At 64.1% G+C, this 23989-nt stretch carries 16 protein-coding genes; 11 read left to right on the plus strand and 5 right to left on the minus strand.

The annotated features are described in order from the left end of the window. The first annotated feature begins 1 nt into the window (after position 1). The 3 genes from ACX80Q_RS12550 to ACX80Q_RS12560 all read left to right on the plus strand — a co-directional run bounded on the left by ACX80Q_RS12550 (position 2) and on the right by ACX80Q_RS12560 (position 4417). Positions 2–1357, plus strand: a complete 1356-nt coding sequence (locus tag ACX80Q_RS12550; RefSeq protein ID WP_459330864.1) for an MFS transporter — start codon at positions 2–4, stop codon at positions 1355–1357. A gap of 117 nt (positions 1358–1474) precedes the next feature. Then, positions 1475–2767: a DUF4192 domain-containing protein gene (locus tag ACX80Q_RS12555; protein ID WP_459330865.1), complete on the plus strand. Its 1293-nt coding sequence runs from the start codon at positions 1475–1477 to the stop codon at positions 2765–2767. Positions 2768–3148: 381 nt separating this feature from the next. After that, complete coding sequence (locus tag ACX80Q_RS12560; protein ID WP_459330866.1) at positions 3149–4417, plus strand: RNA polymerase sigma factor; 1269 nt, start codon at positions 3149–3151, stop codon at positions 4415–4417. A 149-nt stretch (positions 4418–4566) separates the two neighbouring features. On the opposite strand, the gene ACX80Q_RS12565 is transcribed toward ACX80Q_RS12560, so the two are convergent. Then, positions 4567–4791 (minus strand): DUF7455 domain-containing protein, encoded by a 225-nt coding sequence (locus ACX80Q_RS12565; RefSeq protein ID WP_459330867.1) that lies wholly within the window; start codon positions 4789–4791, stop codon positions 4567–4569. Between the two features lie 212 nt (positions 4792–5003). On the opposite strand from ACX80Q_RS12565, the gene ACX80Q_RS12570 reads away from it, so the two are divergent. Beyond that, positions 5004–7124, plus strand: coding sequence for a DNA gyrase/topoisomerase IV subunit B (locus ACX80Q_RS12570; RefSeq protein WP_459330868.1), 2121 nt, complete (start codon positions 5004–5006; stop codon positions 7122–7124). A gap of 37 nt (positions 7125–7161) precedes the next feature. Here the strand turns inward: ACX80Q_RS12570 and ACX80Q_RS12575 are convergent, their stop codons facing one another. After that, positions 7162–8115 carry a M56 family metallopeptidase gene (locus tag ACX80Q_RS12575; protein ID WP_459330869.1) on the minus strand — a complete coding sequence of 318 codons (954 nt, stop codon included), beginning with the start codon at positions 8113–8115 and terminating at the stop codon, positions 7162–7164. Positions 8116–8179: 64 nt separating this feature from the next. Continuing rightward, positions 8180–8557: a BlaI/MecI/CopY family transcriptional regulator gene (locus tag ACX80Q_RS12580; RefSeq protein ID WP_459330870.1), complete on the minus strand. Its 378-nt coding sequence runs from the start codon at positions 8555–8557 to the stop codon at positions 8180–8182. A gap of 168 nt (positions 8558–8725) precedes the next feature. Here ACX80Q_RS12580 and ACX80Q_RS12585 point away from each other — a divergent pair, with 168 nt between their 5' ends. The 4 genes from ACX80Q_RS12585 (at position 8726) to ACX80Q_RS12600 (ending at position 15859) form a co-directional block, all read left to right on the plus strand. Next, a complete protein-coding gene (locus ACX80Q_RS12585) occupies positions 8726–10312 on the plus strand; it encodes a cytochrome ubiquinol oxidase subunit I (protein ID WP_459330871.1) in 1587 nt (528 codons plus the stop codon). 62 nt (positions 10313–10374) lie between these two features. Beyond that, positions 10375–11436, plus strand: a complete 1062-nt coding sequence (gene cydB / locus ACX80Q_RS12590) for a cytochrome d ubiquinol oxidase subunit II (protein ID WP_459330878.1) — start codon at positions 10375–10377, stop codon at positions 11434–11436. A 1-nt stretch (position 11437) separates the two neighbouring features. Next, positions 11438–14860 carry a thiol reductant ABC exporter subunit CydC gene (gene cydC / locus ACX80Q_RS12595; protein WP_459330872.1) on the plus strand — a complete coding sequence of 1141 codons (3423 nt, stop codon included), beginning with the start codon at positions 11438–11440 and terminating at the stop codon, positions 14858–14860. A gap of 9 nt (positions 14861–14869) precedes the next feature. Beyond that, positions 14870–15859, plus strand: a complete 990-nt coding sequence (locus ACX80Q_RS12600) for a GNAT family N-acetyltransferase (protein ID WP_459330873.1) — start codon at positions 14870–14872, stop codon at positions 15857–15859. 5 nt (positions 15860–15864) lie between these two features. Here the strand turns inward: ACX80Q_RS12600 and ACX80Q_RS12605 are convergent, their stop codons facing one another. Then, positions 15865–16383 (minus strand): DinB family protein, encoded by a 519-nt coding sequence (locus ACX80Q_RS12605; RefSeq protein ID WP_459330874.1) that lies wholly within the window; start codon positions 16381–16383, stop codon positions 15865–15867. Between the two features lie 73 nt (positions 16384–16456). Next, the gene (locus tag ACX80Q_RS12610; RefSeq protein ID WP_459330875.1) at positions 16457–19099 is read right to left on the minus strand and encodes a DNA gyrase/topoisomerase IV subunit A; all 2643 of its coding nucleotides are present in this window, start codon (positions 19097–19099) and stop codon (positions 16457–16459) included. Between the two features lie 85 nt (positions 19100–19184). On the opposite strand from ACX80Q_RS12610, the gene ACX80Q_RS12615 reads away from it, so the two are divergent. The 3 genes from ACX80Q_RS12615 (at position 19185) to ACX80Q_RS12625 (ending at position 23865) form a co-directional block, all read left to right on the plus strand. Further along, entirely contained in the window at positions 19185–21860 is a 2676-nt protein-coding gene (locus tag ACX80Q_RS12615) for a bifunctional acetate--CoA ligase family protein/GNAT family N-acetyltransferase (RefSeq protein WP_459330876.1), read from the plus strand. Between the two features lie 78 nt (positions 21861–21938). Further along, entirely contained in the window at positions 21939–22628 is a 690-nt protein-coding gene (locus tag ACX80Q_RS12620; protein WP_459330877.1) for a DUF5998 family protein, read from the plus strand. Positions 22629–22680: 52 nt separating this feature from the next. Further along, on the plus strand, positions 22681–23865 hold the full coding sequence (locus ACX80Q_RS12625; protein WP_459330879.1) for an alkaline phosphatase family protein: 1185 nt from the start codon (positions 22681–22683) through the stop codon (positions 23863–23865). The last annotated feature ends 124 nt before the right edge of the window (positions 23866–23989 follow it).

The raw sequence follows: 23989 nt of genomic DNA on the forward strand, positions 1-23989 counted from the left end.
CGTGAATAGTAAACGTGCCTGGCTCGTCTGGGGAGTTGGCATCTTTGCCTATGTTGTCGCCATCACCCAACGGACCTCCTTTGGTGTTGCCGGGCTGGTAGCCACCGAGCGTTTCGGGGCAACAGCCTCAGCGCTTTCAGCCTTCACGGTGGTTCAGCTGGTGGTTTACGCCGGGCTGCAAATCCCGGTGGGCGTGCTGGTGGACAGGTTTGGCCCGCGGATCATGATCGCCTCGGGAGCAGCCCTGATGGCTGTGGGACAGCTGCAACTGGCTATGGCGGAATCGATTCCCGCCGGCGTTCTGGGCCGAATCTTTGTGGGTGCCGGGGACGCCATGACGTTTATTGCCGTGATCCGTCTGATCCCGTTGTGGTTCCCCGCCCGGAAAGTCCCGGTGCTGACGCAGCTCACCGGGCAGCTGGGGCAATTCGGCCAGCTCATCAGCCTTGTCCCCTTCGCGTTTGTGCTGCACATGGGTGGTTGGAGCCAGGCGTTTGTGTCCCTGGCGGCTTTGGGGGTGCTGGCCTGCGTGCTCTCCGCCGCGCTGGTGCGCAACGCTCCGGCCGGTTCACTGGCCCCAATATCAAGCAAGGGGATGCGGGACATTGCCGCAGAGCTGGGCACCGCATGGCGGCAGCCCGGGACGCGGCTGGGCATGTGGAGCCACTTCGCCACCCAATTCTCCGGGACAGTGTTCGTCCTCACGTGGGGATATCCGTTCCTCGTGTCAGCCCAAGGCCTGGAAACGGGCACGGCGAGCGTGCTGCTCAGCTTGTTTGTGGTGGTGGGCATCATCTGCGGCCCGCTGCTGGGCAGCTGGGTGGGCAAACACCCGCTGCGCCGCTCCAGCATGGTGCTGGCGGTGACAGTGGTTTGCGCCGCGGCCTGGCTGGCGGTGCTCCTGCAGCCAGGGCCATCCCCGCTATGGCTGCTGGTGCTGCTCGTGCTGGTTCTGGCCCTGGGCGGGCCGGCGTCCATGATCGGCTTTGACTTCGCCAGAACCTTCAACCCTTCCCACCGCATGGGCACCGCCACCGGGATTGTCAACGTTGGCGGTTTCGTGGCGGCGCTGGTGACCATGTTCGCCATTGGCCTGATCCTAGACCTGATCAACTCATCCAGCGGATCTACCGGTGACTTGTACTCACTGGATGCGTTCCGGGTTGCGCTTTCCTTCCAATTTGTGGTGTTTGGCGCGGGCATCGCTGCTGTCGTCATCATCCGCCGCAGGGTGCGGCGATCCATGGCTGCCAAGGGCGAAACCATTCCGCCATGGCGGGATGTGCTTGCGGACAACAAGCGCAGGCGCGAGCAGTACAGGCACGAGGAAAAGAGCCGCCGCGCGGGTCGCAAGTAGGCCGTCGCGAAAGTTTTCCCGGTGATTCATGGGGATCGGCGGCTGCGTTGTCCACAGATTTGGTGTTTTTGCGACATTGCTCTGGATCCCCGCCCGTGGGAGCAGCACCCTTGAGGCATGGGAAAACAAGTAGACAAGATCAGGGTCAGTGCCGGTGAGGACCTCCTGGCATTTATCCCCCACATGATGGGGTACTGGCCGCAGGAAAGCATTGTGTGCATCGGTATGAACGGCAAGATGCTCCGGGCCACCATGCGGCTGGACCTGCCCCCGGATGGTTCGGGGGAGACGGCCCAATTGGCCCACATTGCCGCCAGCCAGATGGCCGGAGACCACCAAGCCAACGGCTGCCTCATCGCCATCTTTGGCCGCGAGGATTGGCTGGACTCTGCGCACTGTCCCCAGTCGCGCCTCTACCGGCAACTGCGCAAGGCATTTGGCAGGGTTGGGCTGCCTGTTCGTGATGCCTGGTACGTGGGAACCGGGCATTGGCGCAGCCTCGAGTGCAGCAGCGAAGAGTGTTGCCCGTGGCCCGGCAAGGACAACTCCTCCATCAGGGAGAGTTTTGTCAACGCCGAGTTCATCTTCAGGGGCAGCATGGTGCGGGAAAGCCCCAGGGAACAGATCGCTGCACTCACAGCCGTCCAGGACGCTGGCTTCGCGCTAGCAGTGGCGTCTGCCGGTGAGAAGTACCGCGAAGTCCTTGCCCGCTCCGGGTCCGCTACCCGCCAGCTCGCCGTGACCTTGGGGGCCTGGGAGCAGAGCCTGCAACGGTGGCCACAAACTCCGGACCAGCAGATGAGCGCGTACCTGCTGGCAAGCCTGGGGCACGTCTCGGTGCGGGACACGCTCATGGTGGCGCTGGCCACCTCCTGCGGGTACGCCTTCGCAGGCGCCGCCGCCAACGGACTGCTGCAACGTAATGCCGGCCCCTTGGTGGTCCCGGCCAATTGGTTCGGAGGCAACCAGGCCGCCGAACAGCAGCCAAGTATGGACCAAATCACCAGGGCTCACGTCCCTGCGGAACTCTTCGAAGCTGCAGGCCGGGACTTTGGTGCCATCTTGCTAGGGGGTGACCGCTTTGCGGGAAACGGGGGCGCCGCCGTTGCACCGGACTGGCCCAGGCTGGACGGGGCCGAACCCCTCTTGACGTTCCTCGCGGCCAGCACGGACGGGGCAGACAAGGCGCCGGTATTGTGCATCCTGGGCTGGATCCAATGGTGCAAGGGGCGCGGAACGTGGGCAGGCAGCTATTTTGCTGCCTGTGAGGCGCAGCAGCCGGGCTACAAATTGGCCGGCATGCTGGACCAGCTACTTTCCGTTGGCTACATCGCCGAATGTGCCAAGAACCCCCGGACGGCCTGGCCCGGGTATCAGGGCGACGGCGAACCGCGTGAGGAGGCGGCCTAATCCCCGCTCCTGCCCCTTCCTTGAGGTGCCGCGGACCGGCCGTCCCCTGGCAGGGGCGGCATTCGGCCAACAATTGCAGCCACTATGAGATTTGTTGCACAGATCCACGCCCAAAACGGTTGCTTGCGGCATGGAGGAGCGGGTAAAACATGAGAGACTATAAGCCGAGACCCGGTTGGGTTCGTGTTGACGTATTAGCAATGTTTGGGCAATTTGGCCCGGAAGATGTTTTCCGGGGCGGTGGGAACAACCCCGCGCTGCAAGGAGTTATACCTTGTGACCCTCCAAGCAACTGTGGTGCGATAAGCAACATGGACTTGACAGGGTCATAGTGGTGTTGCCCCAAGGTAACTCCACAGACCGCCGTAAGAAAGGTTTTCTGTGTCTGCTACTGCCAAGAGCAAAGTCTCCACAACCAAGGAGATCGAGGACCCCGCATCCTCAGCGACCGTGCCGCTGACTCCAGCAGAGAAGCGGGCTGCCACGATCGCCGCCAAGAAGGCTGCCACAGCCGCTGGCGACGAGGCCCCCGCCGCAGCGAAGGCTGCCCCCAAAAAAGCTGCCACACGTCGCGGCAAGGCCAAGGATGAGGACGAGTCATCGTCTGAGCCCGCCGTGCCCGAGGATGAAGAGAACGACGACGCCGCTCCGGAGCGCCCCGTCGCCACCGGAACGGGATTCGTCTACTCGGACTCCGACGACGATGACGCCCCCGTCCAGCAAGTCATGTCGGCAGGTGCCACCGCCGACCCCGTCAAGGATTACCTGAAGCAAATCGGCAAGGTGGCCCTGCTCAACGCCGAGCAGGAAGTTGACCTTGCCCTGCGCATCGAGGCTGGCCTTTTCGCCACTGAGAAGCTCAACGCCGGTGCTGACGCCATGGACGCGCAGCTCAAGCGCGACCTCGAGCGCATTGTGCACGACGGCAAGCGAGCCAAAAATCACCTGCTTGAGGCCAACCTTCGTCTGGTTGTCTCGCTCGCCAAGCGCTACACCGGCCGCGGCATGCTCTTCCTGGACCTGATCCAGGAAGGCAACCTGGGCTTGATCCGCGCAGTGGAGAAGTTCGACTACACCAAGGGCTTCAAGTTCTCCACCTACGCAACCTGGTGGATCCGTCAGGCCATCACCCGTGCCATGGCTGACCAGGCCCGCACCATCCGCATCCCCGTGCACATGGTGGAGGTCATCAACAAGCTGGCACGCGTGCAGCGCCAGATGCTGCAGGATCTGGGCCGCGAACCAACTCCGGAAGAATTGGCCAAGGAATTGGACATGACCCCGGAAAAGGTTGTTGAAGTTCAGAAGTACGGCCGCGAGCCCATTTCCCTGCACACCCCCTTGGGTGAAGACGGAGATTCCGAGTTCGGTGACTTGATTGAAGACTCCGAGGCAGTGGTTCCTGCCGACGCCGTCTCCTTCACCTTGTTGCAGGAACAGCTTCACTCGGTCCTGGACACCTTGTCCGAGCGTGAAGCAGGCGTTGTTGCGATGCGCTTTGGTTTGACCGATGGCCAGCCGAAGACTTTAGACGAAATTGGCAAGGTCTACGGCGTTACGCGTGAGCGCATCCGCCAGATCGAATCCAAGACCATGTCCAAGTTGCGCCACCCGTCGCGTTCGCAGGTTCTGCGCGACTACCTGGACTAGGCATTTTTCCAACTGACCCGCAGAAAACGCCGAAAATAAGCGTTTTTGACGTGATTTTCGGCGTTTTCTGCGGGTCAGTTGTTTAAGGGCAGAGGAATGGCCCCGGACAATGTCCGGGGCCATTCCTCGTTGCAAGCATTGCTCAAGTCTTAGTCGTCCGCGACAGCTGCCTTTTCGTGCAGGCGGCCGGTCTCGTCGTGCCACTGGGATGACAACGGCTTCAACGTGGTCTCAACTGCACGGGCGTGGTGGCCGCAGAAGAGCAGCTCGCCGCCGGAGGATGCCAAGACAACGCGTACATATGCCTGTGCGCCGCAACGGTCGCAGCGGTCAAGGGTGCTCAGCTCGTGGCTGGCGATGGCGGTGGTAGTCATGATGGCCTCCTTCATAGATCTTGGTACCTATATAACCATTATTCGGAGCGGATCCATCCGCGGATGGTTCCACTTTCGCTAACCGCGTAGCCCCCGCCGGACGGCCAGCCTGCAAGCAGGAGCACCGGTCAGCAGTTAAACTTGAGCAAGCGTATTTTGCGCCTCCGGCAGTTTGCCACCTTTCCGCAGTCCCGAGCAGTCCCCAAAGGAGTATGTCCACAGTGGCACGCCAAAGTTCCGATTACAGCGCCCGCCATCTCTCCGTGCTGGAGGGACTGGAGGCAGTACGCAAGCGCCCCGGAATGTACATTGGCTCCACCGACTCCCGCGGTTTGATGCACTGCCTCTGGGAAATCATCGACAACTCGGTGGATGAGGCCCTGGCCGGCTACGGCCAGCACATTACAGTTATTTTGCACAGGGACAGCTCGGTGGAGGTGCACGACGACGGCCGCGGCATCCCGGTGGATGTGGAACCCAAAACCGGGCTCAGCGGCGTTGAAGTGGTCCTGACGAAGCTGCATGCCGGTGGCAAGTTTGGTGGCAGCTCCTACGCGGCCTCCGGCGGTTTGCATGGTGTGGGTGCCAGTGTGGTCAACGCCCTGTCCTCGCGCATGGACGCCCAGGTTGATCGCGGCGGCAAGACCTACCAAATGAGTTTCCGCCGCGGCGAACCGGGTCACTTCAAGGATGTTGGCAGGTCCCTGAGCCCCGATGTGCCTTTTGAGCCGTTCGTTGAAAAATCCGGGCTGGACATTGTGGGCACCACCAAGCGTGGTGTGACGGGCACCCGCATCAGGTACTGGGCCGACCCCCAGATCTTCACCAAGGACGCCAAGTTCTCCTACGAGGAACTGGTCTCCCGCGCCCGCCAAACCTCCTTCCTGGTGCCTGGGCTGCGCATCAGGGTTATTGATGAACGCCGGGTTCCGGGTACGCCCGGCGAGTTCGCCACGCATGAGGAAGTTTTCCACCACGACGGCGGCATCTCCGAGTTTGTGGATTTCCTCGCCGTGGGTGGCGGCGTCACAGACATTTGGCGCCTGCAGGGCCACGGCACCTTCACCGAAACAGTCCCGGTCCTCAACGCCGAGGGCCGGCTGGAAAGCACCGCCGTGGAGCGCGACTGCGAGGTGGACATCGCCCTGCGCTGGGGCGTTGGCTACGACACCACCATGCGCAGCTTTGTCAACATCATTGCCACGCCCAAGGGTGGGCGCCACCAGGAAGGCTTTGAGCAGGCGCTGCTGAAAACCTTCCGCAAGGTCATTGAGACCAATGCGCGCAAGCTCAAGGCCGGTAGCGACAAGGTCGAGAAGGACGATGTCATGGCCGGGCTCACGGCTGTTTTGACAGTGCGTTTGGCGGAGCCGCAGTTCGAAGGCCAAACCAAGGAAATCCTGGGCACCCCTGCAGTGAAGAACATTGTGGCGCGGATTGTTGAAAAGGAACTGAAGGAAAAGCTCAACTCGACTGCCCGCGGGGAAAAGATCCAGGCCGCAACGTTGCTGGAAAAAGTTGTTTCGGAGATGAAATCCCGCATCTCCGCCCGGGTGCACAAGGAAACCCAGCGCCGCAAGACGGCCCTGGAGTCCTCGTCGCTGCCCACCAAGCTGGCCGATTGCCGCAGCAACGATGTTGCCAAGACTGAGCTGTTCATTGTTGAAGGTGACAGCGCCCTGGGCACGGCAAAACTTGCCCGCTCCTCGGACTTCCAGGCCTTGCTGCCCATTCGCGGCAAGATCCTCAACGTCCAAAAAGCGTCGGTGGGGGACATGCTCGCCAACGCCGAATGCGCTGCCCTCATCCAGGTAGTCGGTGCCGGATCGGGGCGGAGCTTTGACGTCTCGGCTGCCCGCTACGGCAAGGTCATCCTGATGACTGACGCCGACGTGGACGGCGCCCACATCCGCACACTGCTGTTGACCCTGTTCTTCCGCTACATGCGCCCCATGATCGACGCCGGAAACGTCTATGCGGCCGTCCCCCCGCTGCACCGGGTGGAGGTCATAAACTCCGGAGCCAAGGCCAACGAGATGATTTACACCTACTCCGAGAAGGAACTGCACACAGTCCTGGCCAAGCTGGAGAAGACCAACAAGAAGTACAAGATCCCGATCCAGCGCTATAAGGGTTTGGGTGAAATGGATGCCGAGCAGCTGGCGGAAACCACCATGGACCCGCGGCACAGGATGCTGCGCCGGGTCACCAGTGCCGATGCCGACAGGGCCGAGCACACCTTTGAACTGCTCATGGGCTCGGAAGTGGCCCCCCGCAAGGAATTTATTGTGGCCGGCAGTGAATACCTCGACCAGGGTCGCATCGACGCCTAAAAGCGCTGGGTGCTGTGCACTGCGGCCGGGAGGTGCGTTACTGGGGCAAGATTCCCGGCACCACCAGCAGGGCCGTTGGGACGGCCAGCAGCAACAGCGCACCCGCAATGATGAGTGCCTGCAGGCCGGCGCCCAGGCTCGGCGCTGGCGTCAGGAGCCTGCTGAGGCGTGCCGAGGTGGTGGCCGGAGTGTCGATCTGGGCAGAGCTGTCCTGCACCAGCGCCGCGGCCGGAAGTTGCGCCGAACCGCTGGCCACCAAGGCGATGGCTGTGACCAAGGTGGACTTGCTCACCGAACGCAAGGCCACGTCGTCGGCCATGATCTCTATCAGGGAGGAGACCGCCCGCTGGGCGAGCTTGGAGGTGGGCAGCCACGGCAGGGCGGAGCGCCATGCGGCGAAGGCCCAGAGCAGCAGGTGGTGGCGCTGGGTCAGGTGGGTTTGTTCGTGCAACAGCACCGCACGTAATTCCTCGGGGGAGAGCAGTTCAAGGAGACCGTCGGAGAGGACAGTCACCGAGCGTGAACCGCCGGGCAGGCAGTAGGCAACGGGCGCCTGGTGGTTGATGACCACCGTGCCGGGGCGGTCGCGCGAGGGTGAGCTGAGAATGTTCAGCAAGTCCCTATGCCGGCGGCGCTGCTGCTGGATGCGGAAGTATGTCAGCCACAGGGTGAAGACCAGGTGTGCCGAAAGCAGTGCTGCCGCGCTCAGGGCGAAGGCGTGGATCAGTCCCAAAGTGTCCAGGGACTCCGTACCCAGAAAGATGCGGATCAAACCCCGCAAGCCGCTGGCAAGGTTATCGCCCAGGGGCACCAGCCCATAGCAGAGCATGGCGCCGATCATGGACAGGCCACCGGCTAGGGCAATGGATTGCCACAGCACCATGGCGGCAAAGGGCGCACGCGCGGGCCATGGGGCGCGGGCCAAGAATACGGGAACCGGCCAAGCCAAGACAACTGCCAAGGCGGCAAGGAACCAGGAGGTCCAATACATGCTTAATAACCTACAGTGTCTGCGCGGCGGCTGAACCGCCAGCAACCACTCGTGAGAGTGGTAACTAGCGGCCCAGAAGCTTGCGCAGCGTTTCGGCTTCGCCGTCGCTGACGGTGCCAATGAAGCGCGCCAAAACGGCTTCGCGGTCAGTGGCTGAGCCCAAAACCTCAAGCATGAGCTCGGCGGTGTGGTCGGCCCTGCTGGTTACGGCACGGTAGCGGTGTGGGCGTGAGGCGCGTTCGCGCTCCACCAGGCCCTTTTTCTCCAGCCGGGACAGAACTGTCAAGACAGTTGTGACAGCCAAGGGGCGGGATTCCGTTGCGCCGTCATCCCCCGACGGGCGCTGTGAGAGAAGGTCACGCAGGGTGTTGGCCGTGATGGCTTCCTGATGCTCCCACAAGAGGTCCATGACGGCCCTTTCGAGGTCTCCAAGTGTTGCCATTTACTTCCTTAAGTCACGTCGTCCCAATAAGTGTGGCACAAACAACATGTGCCCACGCAATAACTCTACAGCTTTTGACAGCAAAGTTCTACGCAGGGTAGAACTGGTACTTCTACATGTTGTAGAAGTTAGATGTGGTTCTGCAGTTTCACGGATGAGGGGAAGTTAGTGGACGCTCTGGACATAGCCCGGTGGCAATTTGGGATTGTGACGGTTTATCACTTCTTGATGGTGCCACTCACCATCGGTCTTGGCACGCTGGTAGCGATTTTACAAACTCGCTGGCACCAAACCGGCAAAGAAGAATATCTGCGCATGACCAAGTTCTGGGGCAAGCTGTTCCTGATCAACTTCATCATGGGTGTGGCCACAGGCATCGTCCAGGAGTTCCAGTTCGGCATGGCATGGAGTGAATACAGCCGCTTTGTGGGCGACGTCTTCGGTGCCCCGCTGGCCATGGAAGCCCTGCTGGCCTTCTTTGTGGAATCCACCTTCCTGGGCCTGTGGATCTTTGGTTGGAAGAAATTGCCCGCCAAGGTCCACCTCGCCTGCTTGTGGATTGCGGTGGCCGGGTCCATTGTTTCCGCGTACTTCATCCTGGTGGCCAACTCCTGGATGCAGCACCCCGTGGGCGTTGAAATGATCAACGGGCGGCCCCAGATGGTCGACGCCTGGGCCGTTTTCACCAACAACACAGCGATCGTGGCCTTCTTCCACACCATTACCGGGGCCCTGGCGGTAGCCGGCGGCTTCCTGCTGGGCATTTCCTGGTACCAGCTGTGGCGCCGCCGCAAGGACGGCATCGACACCGTTGACGCAACTGGCAAGGTCATAGTGGGGGACTCGGACACCATCCCCGGCCGCGACAAGAGGGACCACGCCGTCTGGATCAAGTCGCTGCGCATCGGCGCCGTGGTTGCCATGATCGCCTTTGCCGGCACCACCATTTCCGGTGACGTCCAGGCAAAGCTCATGTTTGAACAGCAGCCCATGAAAATGGCTGCCGCCGAGGCCGCCTGCCACGACGGCACCGGATTCTCCATCCTCTCCATCGGCGACGTGGGCAGCCGCGACTGCTCCGACGTTGTGGCCGTCATGGAAATTCCCGGCCTGCTCTCCTTCCTGGCCAACGGCGACTTCACCACTGAGGTCAGGGGCGTGAACACTCTGGTGCCCGAGTACCAGGAGCGCTTTGGCACCCACCTCCCCGACGACCCCATGTACGGCCCGCGCGCCGGTGCGGAAATCAACTACGTGCCCATCATGGCCGTCACCTACTGGGGCTTCCGGATGATGATCGGCTTCGGCGGGCTCGCCGCCATGGCCGCCGGGGTTGCCCTGTGGCTCACCCGCAAGGGCACCGTGCCGCGCTCCAAGGGCCTGATGCGCCTGGCCCTGGTAGGCATCCTGGCACCCTTCGGCGCCAATGCGGCCGGCTGGATCTTCACCGAAATGGGCCGTCAGCCCTTTGTGGTGGCCCCCAACCCGGCCATGAGCGGCATTGACCAGGTCTTCATGTTTACCGCCTCCGCCGTCTCGCCCGGCGTATCTGCAGGGGAGATGGTGTTCTCCCTGGTGGCCTTGACAACCGTTTATGCGGTGTTGCTGGTGGTGGAAGTGTCGCTGCTGACCAAGTACATCCGCGGCGGGGTGGTCTCAGCCATGCCGGAGCTGGATGCGACCCAGAAGAAGGACGACGGCGGCACCAGCCCAGGCGGGGAGGGAGACGACGATGTCCTTGCGTTTGCCTACTAGCGCCTCCACCCCCACCACCACGCGATTGCCCACCCCGAGTTGCTGGAGCTAAAGGACTGATGATGGATTTTCTGCCTACTTTATGGTTCATACTGATTGCCGTGCTCTGGGTCGGCTACCTCTTCCTGGAGGGATTTGATCTGGGCGTTGGCATGCTCATGAAGACCTTTGCCCGCGGCGAGAAGGAACGCCGGGTGCTGCTGAACACCGTGGGGCCGGTGTGGGACGGCAACGAAGTGTGGCTGCTCACGGCCGGCGGTGCCACCTTTGCGGCATTCCCGTTCTGGTACGCGTCACTCTTCTCAGCCCTCTACCTGCCCCTGGTGTTTGTGCTGCTCGCGTTGATCTTCCGGGCCGTGGCCTTTGAATACCGCGGCAAGGTCCACTCCGACACGTGGCGCAAGACCTGGGACTGGGCCATTGCCCTGGGCTCCTTCGTTGCCGCCTTCGGCATTGGTGCCATGCTGGCGCTGACCACCACAGGATTGCCGCTGAACGCCAACGGCGACAGGGTTGGCGGCCCCTTTGCCTGGTTCAGCTGGTACGCGGTGCTTGGCGGCCTGGCCGTGGTTGGCTTTGCCGTGATTCATGCAGCCGCCTTCGTTGCTCTCAAGACCGACGGCGACATCCGCCACCGTGCCCGACGCCTAGTGGGGCGGTGGATGCCCGTGGGCCTGCTGCCCCTGGCGCTCTGGGCCATCATGGTTGCGCTCCAGCACGGCAAGTGGTTCAGCTGGGTGCTCATTGCTGTTGCCGTGGTGGCGGCAGTGAGCTCATGGCTCGCCAACCGCGCAGACCGCGAAGGTTACAGCTTCCTGGCCATGGGTGTCTTCCTGGTGAGCGGGGCGGCCGCCATCTTCAGCGCCGTCTACCCCGTGGTGCTGCCGTCAACCCTGGATTCGTTGTGGAACCTGACGGTGGAGAACGCGTCATCTTCCAGCTACACGCTGGGCCTGATGTCCATTGTTGCCGCCGTGGGTGTGCCCCTGGTGTTGGCCTACCAGGCCTGGACGTACTGGGTGTTCCGCAAACGCATCAGCGTTGACAGCTTGCCGGCACCGGTTGACTTTGCCGCTGCCGTTGGCGTCGAAGAAAAGGCAGAAGCCATGGGCGGGAAAGCCTAAGATGAATCCCCGCCCCGTACTGCCGGCAGGCAGATCAACCCGACTGGCACTGGCCGGACTTGCCGGCCTGGCAGCCATTAAAGCTGTGGCCCTGGTCCTGCTCATGGGTGCTTTGGCCCATGCCCTGGGCCAGTGGGCCGCCGGAGCCGCACTGGATATGGTGAAGCTGCAGGTCCAGGGTGGTTTGGGGGCGGGGCTCCTGGGTGCATCGGTGTGGGGCCAGCAGATCCTTGCCCGACGCGCGGCTCTGGGCACCAAGGAGGAACTCCGCGCCAAATTGGTGGCCCACCGCTTGAGCCCCCGGGCAGCTCGCAACGGCGGCAGCACCGGGGCCGTGGGTGCCGAGGGCATGCTGGCCAGCCGCGGCCTGGATGGCCTGGACAACTATTTCAGCGCCTACCTGCCAGCACTTGTCACGTGCGCCGTCCTGCCAGTCATGGTTGGGGTGCAGATACTCATCTCCGACTGGGTCAGTGCCTTGATTGTGGTGCTGACAGTTCCCTTGGTGCCGGTCTTCATGATCCTGATTGGCTTCCACACCCAGGAGCGGGTGGAGCTTGCCGCCAGCGGCTTGGACAGGCTCTCCAACCACGTGCTGGAGCTGGCCCGTGGACTGCCTGTACTGGTTGGCCTGCGCCGGGCAAGAGCCCAACGCAAGGCGTTGGAGAATGTTTGCGAGGCCTACCGCACATCCACCATGGCAACTTTGCGCACCGCATTTCTCTCCTCCATGGCCTTGGAGCTCATCAGCACCATCTCCGTGGCCGTGGTGGCTGTTTTCATCGGCGTCAGGCTGGTCTACGGGGGGATGCCGCTGGAGGCAGGGCTGCTGGCGTTGATGCTGGCCCCGGAATGCTACCGCCCACTGCGAGACCTGGGGGCTGCCCACCACGGCAGCGAGGACGGTGTGGAGGCACTGCGACGCGTCACCCAAATTCTCGACGCCGAAACCGCCGACGCCGGAACCGCTGTGCCAAAAACTGCTCCTGCTGCCGGCCGCGAACGGCTCCACAACGCCGTGCTGTGGACACACCAGCTCACAGTGCGCTACCCCGGGCGGAACGCTGCGGCCGTGGAGAATTTCACGGCGTCCCTTGCCCCCGGTGAGGCTCTTGTTCTGCACACAGCCAGCGGCACGGGAAAGTCAACTATTTTGGCCGCCTTGGCGGGAGTCCTGCCCATCGCCGGTGACGGCGCGGCAGCCATGAGCGGATCGCTGCACGTGCCCGCTCCCGAGGCACTGGTGTATGTGTCCCAACACCCGGTCTTCACCGAGGAAACGGTGCTGGCCGAACTTGCCCTCTACGCTGGTGGACCTGCCGCGGAGGAGGTGGGGGAGCCTTCCCTCATGGCTGCCCTGGCCAGCGTCAACGCGGCCCATTTGGCGTGGCGGACGGTGGTGGATTGCAGTCCCGGCGAACTCCGGCGTGTGGCGGTGGCCCGCGCCCTGGCCCGTATTACGGCGGATCCTGGCGTGGAACTGGCCCTCTTTGACGAACCAACCGCGCATCTTGACCCGGAATCGGCCGCGGCAGTCCGCCAGGCACTTGCAGCCCTCGAAGGCTCCGTGGCAGTGGTTGCGGCCACCCACGATCCGCTGCTGGCGGGCATGCTGGGCTGCATCGGGCGGATTGGCAGCCCCGCCAGCGACGACAGGGCGGCCTCGGCGGATCTGCCGGGCGGTGCGGAGCCAAGCAACCAGCCTGCAGCCCCGCCGCAGGGGCCCGGCCCACAAGACGCTGAAACGCTGCCGCCACTGAGATGGCGCCATCTGCGTCATCTTCCCCTGCTCTCACCACGCTTTGCCGCCGGCGTGTTCGTGGCTGTGCTGGCCATGCTGTGCGCCGCGGCACTCTCAGGAATTTCCGGGTGGCTCATCGTATGGGCTGCCGACCGTCCCCCCATGCTGCACCTGATGACGTTGATCGTGGGCGTGCGGACCTTCGGCATTGGCCGTTCAGTGCTGCGGTACAGCGAACGGCTCCTGGTGCACGACGCCGTCTTCCGCTGGGCCAGCGAACTCCGGCTCAAACTCTGGGACTCCCTGGGCTCCTCGGTGCTGCACTGGGGCAAGCTGACCCGTTCCGGAGGCGCATTGGGCACCCTGGTGGCGGATGTGGATGAACTCCGTGACGCAGTGCCCCGTGCCTTGGTGCCCATCCCGGCAGCCATCCTGTCCTACGGTGCCGTGCTGCTCACCACGTTCCTGCTGGTCCCGGAGGTGGCGGGTCTGGTGGCTATTTTGGGCGTTCTGGCCCTGGTGGTGCTGCCCATCTTGGTCCTTGCCGCCCAGCGCAAGGCCTCCGCAGCCGCCGCCGTGCACCGGGTGTGGCTGGCAGGACGTGTCACCACCCTGTTGGCGGCGGCCGAGCAGCTCGCCGCCAATGGTGTCGGCGGCGTCCAAACCGCGCGGTTCGTAAGGCAGGATGCACAGGTAGCCAAACCGCTGCGCCGCCTGGCCTGGGCCGACGGCTTGGGGCAAAGTGCCGTGACGGTGCTGACTGCCGTGGCGGCCGTGGCCGTCACCATTGCTGCGATAGGCGCCGGTGTGGATCCGCGTGCCGCAGCCGTGGCGGCCCTGCTCATGCTCGCGTTGTCGGAGCCGTTCGCCCAGTTCATCGAGGCCGTCTCCGCGCTGCCGGCCCTGGCCACACTCATGCGCAGAACCCTACCTCTGCTCGACGTTGCACCCACAGTGGTTGCCGAGCAGGACGAAATTCAGCAGGCGGCCAGCTCGGCTGCGGCCGTCCCGGTCACCACAGCGTCAGTGGAGGCCATTGCGGCGCGCTACCCGAAGGCGCAGGAGCCGGTATTTGCCCAGGTCAGTGGCGGGGTCCGGCGGGGCCAATGGTGGAGCGTGAGCGGCCCGTCGGGTTCGGGAAAATCAACGCTGCTGGCAGTGCTCTTGGGCTTCCTGCATCCGGAGGCTGGGCGATACACGCTCAACGGCGAGCCGGCGCGGGCCGCCACCCTGGCACGCATCGCGTGGTGCCCGCAGGACGCCTACCTGTTCAATTCCACCCTGCGCGCCAACCTTGCCCTGGCCAGGCCGGCCGCCAGCGCGCCCTCGGATGAGGACTTGGCGCAGGCGCTGGGCACCGTGGGTCTTGGGCCGTGGTTCCAGTCTCTGCCGCTGGGCCTGGACACGCGCGTGGGACCCGGCGGGCACCATCTCTCCGGCGGCCAGCGGACCCGGGTGTCGGTGGCCCGGACGCTGGTGGCGGGGGCCGACGTCGTCCTTCTTGACGAACCCACCGCCCACCTGGGGCAGGACGAGTCCGGGACACTGGTGGCTGAGCTGCGGGGTGCCTTGGCCGGCGCCGCGGTGGTGCTGGTGACGCACGACGACGAACTCGCCCAAGGCGGTGACTCTCACCTGCGTCTGGGTGCTTCGCAGGGGTTGCCGGTGGGTGCCGGGAGTTAGGCTGGGGGAATGACATCGAAGCAAACTGTGCCCTGGCCCGTGGCTACCGGGCTGGCTTTCCGGCCGCTGGCTGTGGCGGATGCCGGCGCGTGGCTGTCGCTGGTGGTGCGCATTGCCGAGGCGGAGGACGCGCCCTGGCATGACCAGCGCTCGGACCTCATGGAGGTCCTGGGGTCCGCGGCCAATCCCGCGGTGGACAATACGCTAGTGGGTATTGATGAAGACGGTGTGCCCCGTGTGTACGGGTACGTGACAAAGAATGCTGGCGGGCCCGTGGCGTTCCTCTTTGGCGGTGTGGATCCGCACTGGCAGCGCAGGGGAATCGGTGCCGCCGTGCTGGGGTGGCAGCAGGATGTGGCGAGGGCCCGATTCGCCGCAGAGGGCCAGGCCGGGGCGGCCGCCCGGTGCTTCTCCCGTGCAGAAAATGCCGCGCATGCAGCGCTGCTGACGACTGCCGGCTTTGGCATGGTGCGGTACTTCAGCGAAATGGAAAGGCCGCTCACCGGGATTCCAGCGCCCATGGCCGCCCGTGGCGTTTCGGTGGTACCTTTCACGCCTGCGCTGGGTGAGGCCGTGCGACTGGCCCACAACGAAGCTTTCGCCGACCATTGGGGATCGGAATCCCGCAGCCCCGAAAAGTGGGAGGTCTTCTTGAAGCACGAAAGTTTTCGGCCGGATTTGTCCGCCGTGGCCGTTGATCGGGCCACCGGTGAGGTGGCCGGGTACCAAATGTCCATGTACGACGCCGACGCGTTCGCCAAGGAGGGTCGCCGCTGCGGCTACACGGACATTCTGGGGGTGCGCAGGGCCTGGCGCGGCCGTGGCATTGCCCCGGCGCTCCTGATTGATGCCATGGCGCGCTATAAGGCGGCTGGCATGGACGCGGCAACCCTGGATGTGGACACCGACAACCCCAGTGGTGCCGTGGCCCTCTACAAGAATCTGGGTTACTCAGCCATCCCGGGGCGTGTCACCGTCGCCTGGGACAAGCACCTCTAAACTCTTCAGGCGTCGATGTCGTGAAGGTGGTGGATCACATCGTGCAGAAAATAGCCCGACAGCGTCACCACGGTGAACTCTGACCCGTTGCTGCGCAGGCCGCGCCGCTGCCAGGCCTCGAGTGGCGCGGCGCCAAAGGCGGACGCGGCATCGAGACCGTTTTGCACCAGGTCCGCCTGCACCTCGTCGGGATCCAGCTGGGAGTAGCCGCCCTCAACGGCCGCCTGGTCCTGGTCCCAATTGGCAAAGGTGGGATTGTCCTGGCTGAGCATGAGCTCCAGCCGGGTGGTGAAAACCTCAAACACGTCCCGGACGTGGGCGCTGTACTCCAGCACCGACCAGGTGGCGGGATTGGGCCGTTCCTCAACGTTGGGGCGCCTGAGCGCTGCCTGCCAGCGGGGCAAAAGGGCCGGAATGGTTGTTCCCACGGAGGCCGGTGTGACCTCCTGGGCGTTGAATCCGCACTCGGGGCACGGTATGGATAAAACCCATGTCCAGTCTTTATTGTCAGCAGTGATGGCCATGGATTTAGTCTATGCCGCCGGCTCCCGGCGTTGCGTTTTACGACGGCCCCGCGCGACTGGCACGAGCTGGGGATCAGTCGCCAGGCAGCTCGAACGCCTCCTGCGTGCTGGCCGGAATGGGTGCCGGATCCGTACTGGGTGCGGGGGGAATGCCGGGTGTGACCGGATTCCCCGCAGCACCGGCTGCTGCGCTACCGCCAGCAGTGCCCGTGCCAGCCCCGCCCGGGACACCACCGGAGAGGCTGGGCCCAATCAGATCAATACTGGCCCCCAGTGCCACGCCGGATCCGTCGCGGTGCCCGTGTTCCACCGGCAGGGCCCGTGCCACACCGGTGCTGGAGGAGGCCTTGGCGGGTCCGTGGCCGGCCCAGGCAGCCAGCAGGGAGTCTTCGCCCTTGAGGAACCGGTGGGCACGCACGCCGCCGGTGGCCCGGCCCTTGGCGGGGTACTCGCTGAGGGCTGTCACCTTGGCGGAGCCCTGCGGGGTTCCCGGCAGGGCGTCCTGCCCGCCGGAAATGGTGACCACCACGGCGTCGGGGTCGGTGGGGGAGACAACGCTGAAGCTCAGCACAGCATCCCCGGCAGCCAGTTTGATGCCTGCCATGCCACCCGCCGTGCGCCCCTGCGGACGCACATTGGCGGCACTGTACCGAAGCAATTGGGCGCCCTGGGTGATAAACACAAGATCGTCGTCGTCCGTGGAAACACCTGCGCCCACCACAAAGTCCTTGGGCTTGAGGGCGATGAACTCCCAGTCGTCGCGGTTCAGCGGGTACTCGGGGGTGACGCGCTTGACCACCCCGGCGGCTGTGCCCACGGCAAAAACAGCATTCAGCGGCACAAAGCCCACCAAGGTCTCGCCCTTGGTCAGCGTGATGAAGTCCTTGGCGGCAACACCACCGGCCAAGTTGGGCAACGCGGCGGTGGGCGGCAGCACGGGCATGTCCACCACCTGTAGGCGAAGCATGCGGCCCAGTGAGGTCAGGGCGCCAATTTCGGAGCGGGCAGTGGTCTTGAGCACCGAGGAGAACACATCGTGCTTGCTCCGCCCGCCGGATTCCACCAGCGGGTCCGCCGTGTTGGTGCGGGCAATCTGGCCGGTGGCGCTCAGGAGCACCCAGCAGGGGTCATCGGCGATTTCCAGGGCCAGGGGGGCGGACTTGCCGGCGGGGCCTGCGGCCAGGGCCTTGGCAACCGACGGTGCCAGCGCCTCGGATTCCAGCAGCACGGTGCGGCGCGGGGTGGCGTACTTGCTGGCCACTTCTCCCAGCTCGTCCGTGACGAGCTGGCGCAGCAGCTCCTCGGAACCAAGGATCGCCGCCAGGGAGGCAATTTCGCGGCGCAAATCATCGCGCTCGGCTTCCAGCTTGACCATGGAGAAGCGGGTCAGCTGGCGCAGCTGCAGGTCCAGGATGTAGTTGGCCTGAATCTCGGACAGATCATAAATGGCCATGAGCCGTTCACGGGCCGCCGCAACCTCATCCGAGCTCCGGATGATTTGGATGACCTCATCGATGTCCACAATGGCTATGAGCAGGCCCTCAACCAGGTGCAGACGGTCCTGCTTCTTGCCCAGTCTGAAGGTGGTGCGACGCCGGACCACGTCCAGGCGGTGCGCCACGAACACGTGCAGCAGGGGGAGCAGGCCAAGGGTTTGCGGCTGCCCGTCCACCAGGCAGACGTTGTTGATGCCGAAGGATTCCTCCAACGGCGTGTACCTGTAGAGCTGCTCCATGACGGCTGCCGGGTTGAAACCGTTCTTGAGTTCAATGACCAGGCGCAAGCCATTCTTCAGATCGGAAAGGTCAATGAAATCGGCAACACCCACAACCTTGTTGTTGGTCAGGGCGTCCTTGAGTTTTTCCCTGACCTTTTCCGGGCCCACCAGGTACGGCAGCTCGGTGACAACCAGGCCAACGCGGCGCGGGGTGAGCTGTTCAACGGTGATCTTGGCGCGGGTCTTGAAGGAGCCGCGACCGCCGGCGTAGGCGTCGCGGATGCCCTGCAGGCCCACGATGCGCCCGCCGGAGGGCAGGTCGGGGCCCGGCACATACGCCATGACGTCCTCGAGTGTGGCGTGCGGGTTGGCAATCAGGTGCTGGGCTGCCGCAATGACCTCGCCCAGGTTGTGCGGGGCCATGTTGGTGGCCATGCCCACGGCAATGCCGCTGGCGCCGTTGACCAGAAGGTTGGGGTAGGCCGCCGGCAAAACGGAGGGCTGCATCATCTGGCCGTCATAGTTGGGCACAAAGTCCACAACGTTTTCATCCAGGTTGCCCGTCAGCTCCAGCGCGGCCGCGGCAAGGCGGGCCTCGGTGTAGCGAGGGGCGGCGGGGCCGTCGTCGAGCGAGCCAAAGTTTCCGTGGCCGTCAATGAGTGGCAGGCGCAGGGTCCAGTCCTGGGCCATGCGCACCATGGTGTCGTAGATGGCGGAGTCGCCGTGGGGGTGCAGCTTTCCCATGACCTCACCCACCACGCGGGCACTCTTGACGTGGCCCTTCGCAGGAAGCAGGCCCATCTCGCTCATCATGTACAGGATGCGTCGCTGCACCGGCTTGAGGCCGTCGCGGGCGTCCGGCAATGCCCGGGAGTAAATCACCGAATAGGCGTACTCCAGGAACGAGCCTTCCATCTCCGTTGAAACATCAATGTCAACAATGTTCTCAACGAAGTCTTCAGCGAGGGTGCCGTCGGTGGGGCGTTGGCGCTTGGCCATGATGGAGAGGGTTCCTTTTCTTTACTAAGTGTGTTGCGGGCGGACATAGACGCACAAAAACAAATCATGTCGGTACAGTGATTCTATGGTGAAGCCAGAGACCGCACCCGTTTATCCGGCCCATTGGGAGGCCGATGTTGTGCTGCGCGACGGCGCAACAGGGCATTTGCGCCCCATGACGCCCGCCGATGCCGACGCCGTGCAGGCATTTCACATGGCGCAGTCCCAAAATTCCATCTATATGCGCTTCTTTACCTACAAATCCAAACTGACGGCCAAGGAATTGCGCCGCTTTACCGAACTTGACTACCGGGACCGTGTGGCGTTTGTCATTACCCGCGGGGCCGAAATTATTGGCATTGGCCGTTATGACAGGTTGAACGATCCCACCGAGGCCGAGGTGGCCTTCAACGTTTCCGACGCCCATCAGGGCCGCGGCCTTGGGTCAATCTTATTGGAACACTTGGCCGCCGCCGCGCGGGAAAACGGCATTGACAAGTTCTCCGCCGAGGTGCTGCCGGAGAACCGGAAAATGATCCAGGTTTTCTCCGAGGCCGGGTATGAGGTCCACAGGCATTTTGACGACGGCGTCATCTCCCTCTACTTCGAGATCGACCCCACGGAAAAATCGCGTGCCGTCATGGAATCCCGCGAGCACAGGGCGGAGGCCCGCAGCGTGGCGGCCTTGGTGGCGCCGGCGTCGGTGGCCGTTATCGGGGCCAGCCGGGCGTGGGGGAGCATCGGCCAGCAACTGCTGGAGCACGTGGTGGAGGGCAATTTCACCGGTGCCGTGCACGCCGTCAACCAGGAGGCCTTGGAGGTTTCCGGCATGATGCCATACGCCAGCATTGCCCAAGTGCCGGGGCCGGTGGATTTGGCCATCATCGCCGTCCCCTATGACCAGGTCCCGGCCGTGGTGGAGCAGTGCGGCCAGGCAGGGGTGAAGGGCCTGATCATTGCCACGGCGGGTTTTGCCGACGACGGCGAACGCGGCCTGGCGCGCCAGCGCGCCCTGGTGCGCCAAGCCCGGGCGAACGGCATGCGGCTGGTGGGTCCGGCGTCGTTGGGGCTTGCCAACACCGACCCGGCCGTCTCACTCAACGCCTCCATGGCTCCTGCCCTGCCGGCCAAGGGTGGACTGGGCATCTTCACCCAGTCAGCCGCCCTGGGCGTTTCCCTGTTTGCCTCGCTCAGCCGCCGGGACGTGGGCATTTCCACAGTGCTCTCGGCGGGGAACCGGGCGGACGTGTCCGGCAATGACATGATGCAGTTCTGGGAGGATGACGCCAACACGACGGCGTGCGGGCTCTACCTTGAATCGATTGGCAATCCGCGCAAATTTGCCCGCATTTCGCGGCGCCTGGCCCGGAGTAAGCCCGTCATTGTGGCCAAGTCCGACTCCATGGGGCTGCGGCTGCCGCCGGGCCATGTGGTGCGGACCACGCAGGCACCGGCTGGTGCGCTGGATGCCATGCTGCGCCAATCCGGGGTGATACGTGTGAACACCATTGAGGAGCTCTCCGACGTGGCGCAGCTGGTGGTGGGCCAGCCCCTACCCCAGGGGCCCGGGCTGGCCATCATTGGCAACTCGGCGGCGCTGGGCGCGGTGGTGGCCGACGCCGCTGAGCACCTTGGCCTGAAGGTTGCCACCCTGCAAGCGGATCTGCTACTTGACGTGGGCCAGTCCAGGGCGCTCCCGCTACTCAAACGGTCGGTGCTGAAGGGGCTGGCGGGGGCCGATTCGGCCATTGTTACGCTGCTGCCGGTGATTGGCCTGCCGGTGGAGACCATCGCAGCTACATTGCAGGAGTGCTCCGTCGAGTCCGGCAAGCCGGTACTGGCGGTGTTCACGGGAATTGTTGACCCCCGAATCCACGTCAACCGGCAAATGGCCGCCACCAAAACGCTGCCCGCCTACTCCAGCCCGGGGGCCGCCGTCGCCGCCCTTGCAGCAGTGAGCCGCTACGCCCATTGGCTCACCCTCGAGGCACCCGTCTTCGAGACACCCTCCGGTGTCAACCCGGAAGCCGTCACGGCTCTGTTGGACACCTGGCTGGAGGGTGTCACCACGGAAGAACTCACCACGCTGGCGCCGGAACAAACCCGGGAGTTGCTGGGGCTCTATGGCATCACTGTGCTGGAGTCTGTGCCGTTTGGCAGCGACGATGCGGCTGTTGCTGCGGCCGAACGCTTGGGCTGGCCAGTGGCCGTCAAGACCCTGGACCCCAGCCTGCGGCACCGCCTTGACCTGGGAGGAGTGCGGATCAACATTGAAAATGCCGACTCCCTGCGACGCAACATTAGTCAGATGCGCAAATACCTCCAGCCGTACGGCAGCAAGGAGCTGGAGGTGCAGTCGATGGCGGAGGTGGGCCAGTCGTGCACCCTGCGGGCCATTGAGGACCCGCTGCTGGGCCCGGTGGTTTCCTTTGGCCTGTCCGGGGATGCCGTCAACCTCCTCGATGACTGGGCGCACCGGGTGCCGCCGCTGTCCGTGGCCGACACCGCTGAGTTGGTGCGCTCACCCAGGGCTGCGGTAAAACTCTTCGGCTACGAGGGACTGCCGGCAGGCAACGTCAATGCCCTGGAGGACCTGGTGGCACGCATTGCCATGCTCAAGGAGGAGCATCCGGAGATTGCGTGGATGGAGTTCAAACCCCTTTTGGTGGGGCCCACCACTGTGAGCGTGCTCTCCGCAGAACTGCGCATCGGCAACCCCGCGCAACGCACCGACAGTGCACGCCGGGCCATGATCTCCTAGGTTTTGGCTGCTGGGCCCGCCCTGCCGCCGTGCTCCCATGCTGGGCCCAGTTCGCAACGTTGGCCCCAAAGTGCAAAAATGGAGCCTATGAACAGCTTCGGAGCCGGCGCCCCGGCCAATACCAAGGGCCGCGATCTGGAATCCGCGCTCCAGCGGTCAGGTTTTTATCCCCGCCTTGTTGCCGACGTGGTCAACGACGCCCTGGACGGTGCGGAAAGCCTGGCCCACCTGGTGCACCTGGAAACCCACTTTGACAGGACAGAGGTGCACCGCCACATCACTGTTCTGGTGCTGACGGCGGAGATGCTTGTCATCACCCATGTTGATGACCACCAGCTCGATGAGTCGGGGGAGCAGATGGTGGCCCAAGTATCCACCGAATCGGTCCCGGCCAGCCAGATCAAGTCTGTTGTACTCAGCTACATTTACGCCCAGCCGCAGGACTACAAGCCATCGGACCCGGCCCGTGAACTGACCCTGTCCATCGCCTGGTCCGGCGGCCAGCGCGTGGAGATGGGTCCCACAACCTGCGGGGATCCCAATTGCGACTCCGACCACGGCTACTCCGGCACCATTGTGCAAGAGGACATTGCCCTGCGCATCAGCGCCGAAGCTGAGGGCTTGCAGGCTGTGGCGGACGCCAAGGCGTTTGCGCGGGCGCTGCGAGCCGTCAACACCGGCACGGCCGCCCCCACCCATGCTGAACTGGGAACCTCCAAGTTCCCGGCCTTTGGCGCACGCCTGGGCCGCTCACATTACCGCCGCTGACGCCGTGGGGGAGCTGCTGCCTGCTGCGCTGCCTGGTTTGAACCAGCCCGAGCTGCCGGCGGCACCCTTCTACGGCCGGGCCTCGATTGGCGATGTTTTCACCAGCGCCGCAGCCGCACTGGGTGTTGCCAACTTTGAGAATGTGTTGAAGCTGCCCACTGCGCCGCGGATCTGCGTGGTCCTGGTGGATGGCCTGGGTAAGGCGTTGCTCAAGCAACGGTCTGGGCATGCGCCCTTCCTGCGTGGTGTGCAGGCCGAGGATTCCGCCGGCGAGCACCCCCGCACCCTTCATGCCGCATTCCCCAGCACCACCTCCACCTCGTTGACGTCTCTGGGCACTGGTGCCGTCCCCGGCCAGCATGGCATGGTGGGCTACGACGTGCTGGATCCGCGCCAGGACAAGGTGGTCAATCTCCTGGGCCAGTGGGATCCCGGTGTTGACCCCCTGCGCTGGCAACCGCTCCCCACAGTGTTTGAACAGATCACCGGCGAGGTGCCGTGCACCACCGTGAGCCTGCCGCACTTTGCCAGTTCGCCCATGACCCGGGCCGCGCTACGTGGCAGCACCTTCATTGGCACCAGCAACGTCCATGCCCGGGTGGAGGAGGCAGCTGCTGCATTGGCGGCCACGCCCAAGGCACTCGTGTACCTGTATTGGAGCGAACTGGACAAGGCCGGTCACGCCCACGGCACCGATTCCGCCCAGTGGGAGCACCAATTGGAGGAGCTCGACGCCGGCATGAAGCGTCTGGCGGCAACGGTCCCTCCCGACACCTTGATCCTGCTGACAGCCGACCACGGAATGGTTGATGTGCCGCGCTCCGCCCGGATTGACTTCTCCATATTCCCCGAACTGGTCGACGGCGTGCGCCATACAGCTGGCGAGCCGCGCATGGTGCACCTGTATCTGGAACCTGATGCCACCGCCGAGTCTCGGGAACAGCTGATGGCTGCCTGGGTGGAGCGCTTCGGCAAGAAGGCGTGGGTGGTCAGCCGCGAGCAGGCCATTGCTGCTGGCTACTTTGGGGCCGTGGGCGAGTCCGTGGCCGCCCGCATTGGCGATGTGCTGATTCTGGCCCGTGAAAGCATTGCGTTCTACGATCTACGCCGCGTCCGCGCCCAGGCGATGGAAGTAGTGGGCCAGCACGGCTCCATCACCAAGTCCGAGCGTGAGGTCCCGCTGCTGCGCATCCCGGTCACGGCCAAAACTGTCAGAGCCAAGAGCAAGCGCCGCTAGCAGTCACGGCAAACAACTGACTGTGAGTCTTGTATGTAGCTGGTCTGGGACTAGCTGGCAGAGTAGGTAGCGGCTGTACCATCTGATGAATGTGACTCAGCAACTGACTGGCTCCGTGAGGATG

The sequence above is a fragment of the Arthrobacter sp. HLT1-20 genome, assembly GCF_054510895.1.

What these genes read in the sequence shown, in the direction of transcription:
- ACX80Q_RS12555 (WP_459330865.1), top strand. Translation starts at nt 1,475, where the DNA reads ATGGGAAAACAAGTAGACAAGATCAGGGTCAGTGCCGGTGAGGACCTC.
- ACX80Q_RS12565 (WP_459330867.1), bottom strand. Translation starts at nt 4,791, where the DNA reads ATGACTACCACCGCCATCGCCAGCCACGAGCTGAGCACCCTTGACCGC.
- ACX80Q_RS12570 (WP_459330868.1), top strand. Translation starts at nt 5,004, where the DNA reads ATGTCCACAGTGGCACGCCAAAGTTCCGATTACAGCGCCCGCCATCTC.
- ACX80Q_RS12575 (WP_459330869.1), bottom strand. Translation starts at nt 8,115, where the DNA reads ATGTATTGGACCTCCTGGTTCCTTGCCGCCTTGGCAGTTGTCTTGGCT.
- ACX80Q_RS12580 (WP_459330870.1), bottom strand. Translation starts at nt 8,557, where the DNA reads ATGGCAACACTTGGAGACCTCGAAAGGGCCGTCATGGACCTCTTGTGG.
- cydB (WP_459330878.1), top strand. Translation starts at nt 10,375, where the DNA reads ATGGATTTTCTGCCTACTTTATGGTTCATACTGATTGCCGTGCTCTGG.
- cydC (WP_459330872.1), top strand. Translation starts at nt 11,438, where the DNA reads ATGAATCCCCGCCCCGTACTGCCGGCAGGCAGATCAACCCGACTGGCA.
- ACX80Q_RS12600 (WP_459330873.1), top strand. Translation starts at nt 14,870, where the DNA reads ATGACATCGAAGCAAACTGTGCCCTGGCCCGTGGCTACCGGGCTGGCT.
- ACX80Q_RS12605 (WP_459330874.1), bottom strand. Translation starts at nt 16,383, where the DNA reads ATGGCCATCACTGCTGACAATAAAGACTGGACATGGGTTTTATCCATA.
- ACX80Q_RS12610 (WP_459330875.1), bottom strand. Translation starts at nt 19,099, where the DNA reads ATGGCCAAGCGCCAACGCCCCACCGACGGCACCCTCGCTGAAGACTTC.
- ACX80Q_RS12615 (WP_459330876.1), top strand. Translation starts at nt 19,185, where the DNA reads ATGGTGAAGCCAGAGACCGCACCCGTTTATCCGGCCCATTGGGAGGCC.
- ACX80Q_RS12620 (WP_459330877.1), top strand. Translation starts at nt 21,939, where the DNA reads ATGGAGCCTATGAACAGCTTCGGAGCCGGCGCCCCGGCCAATACCAAG.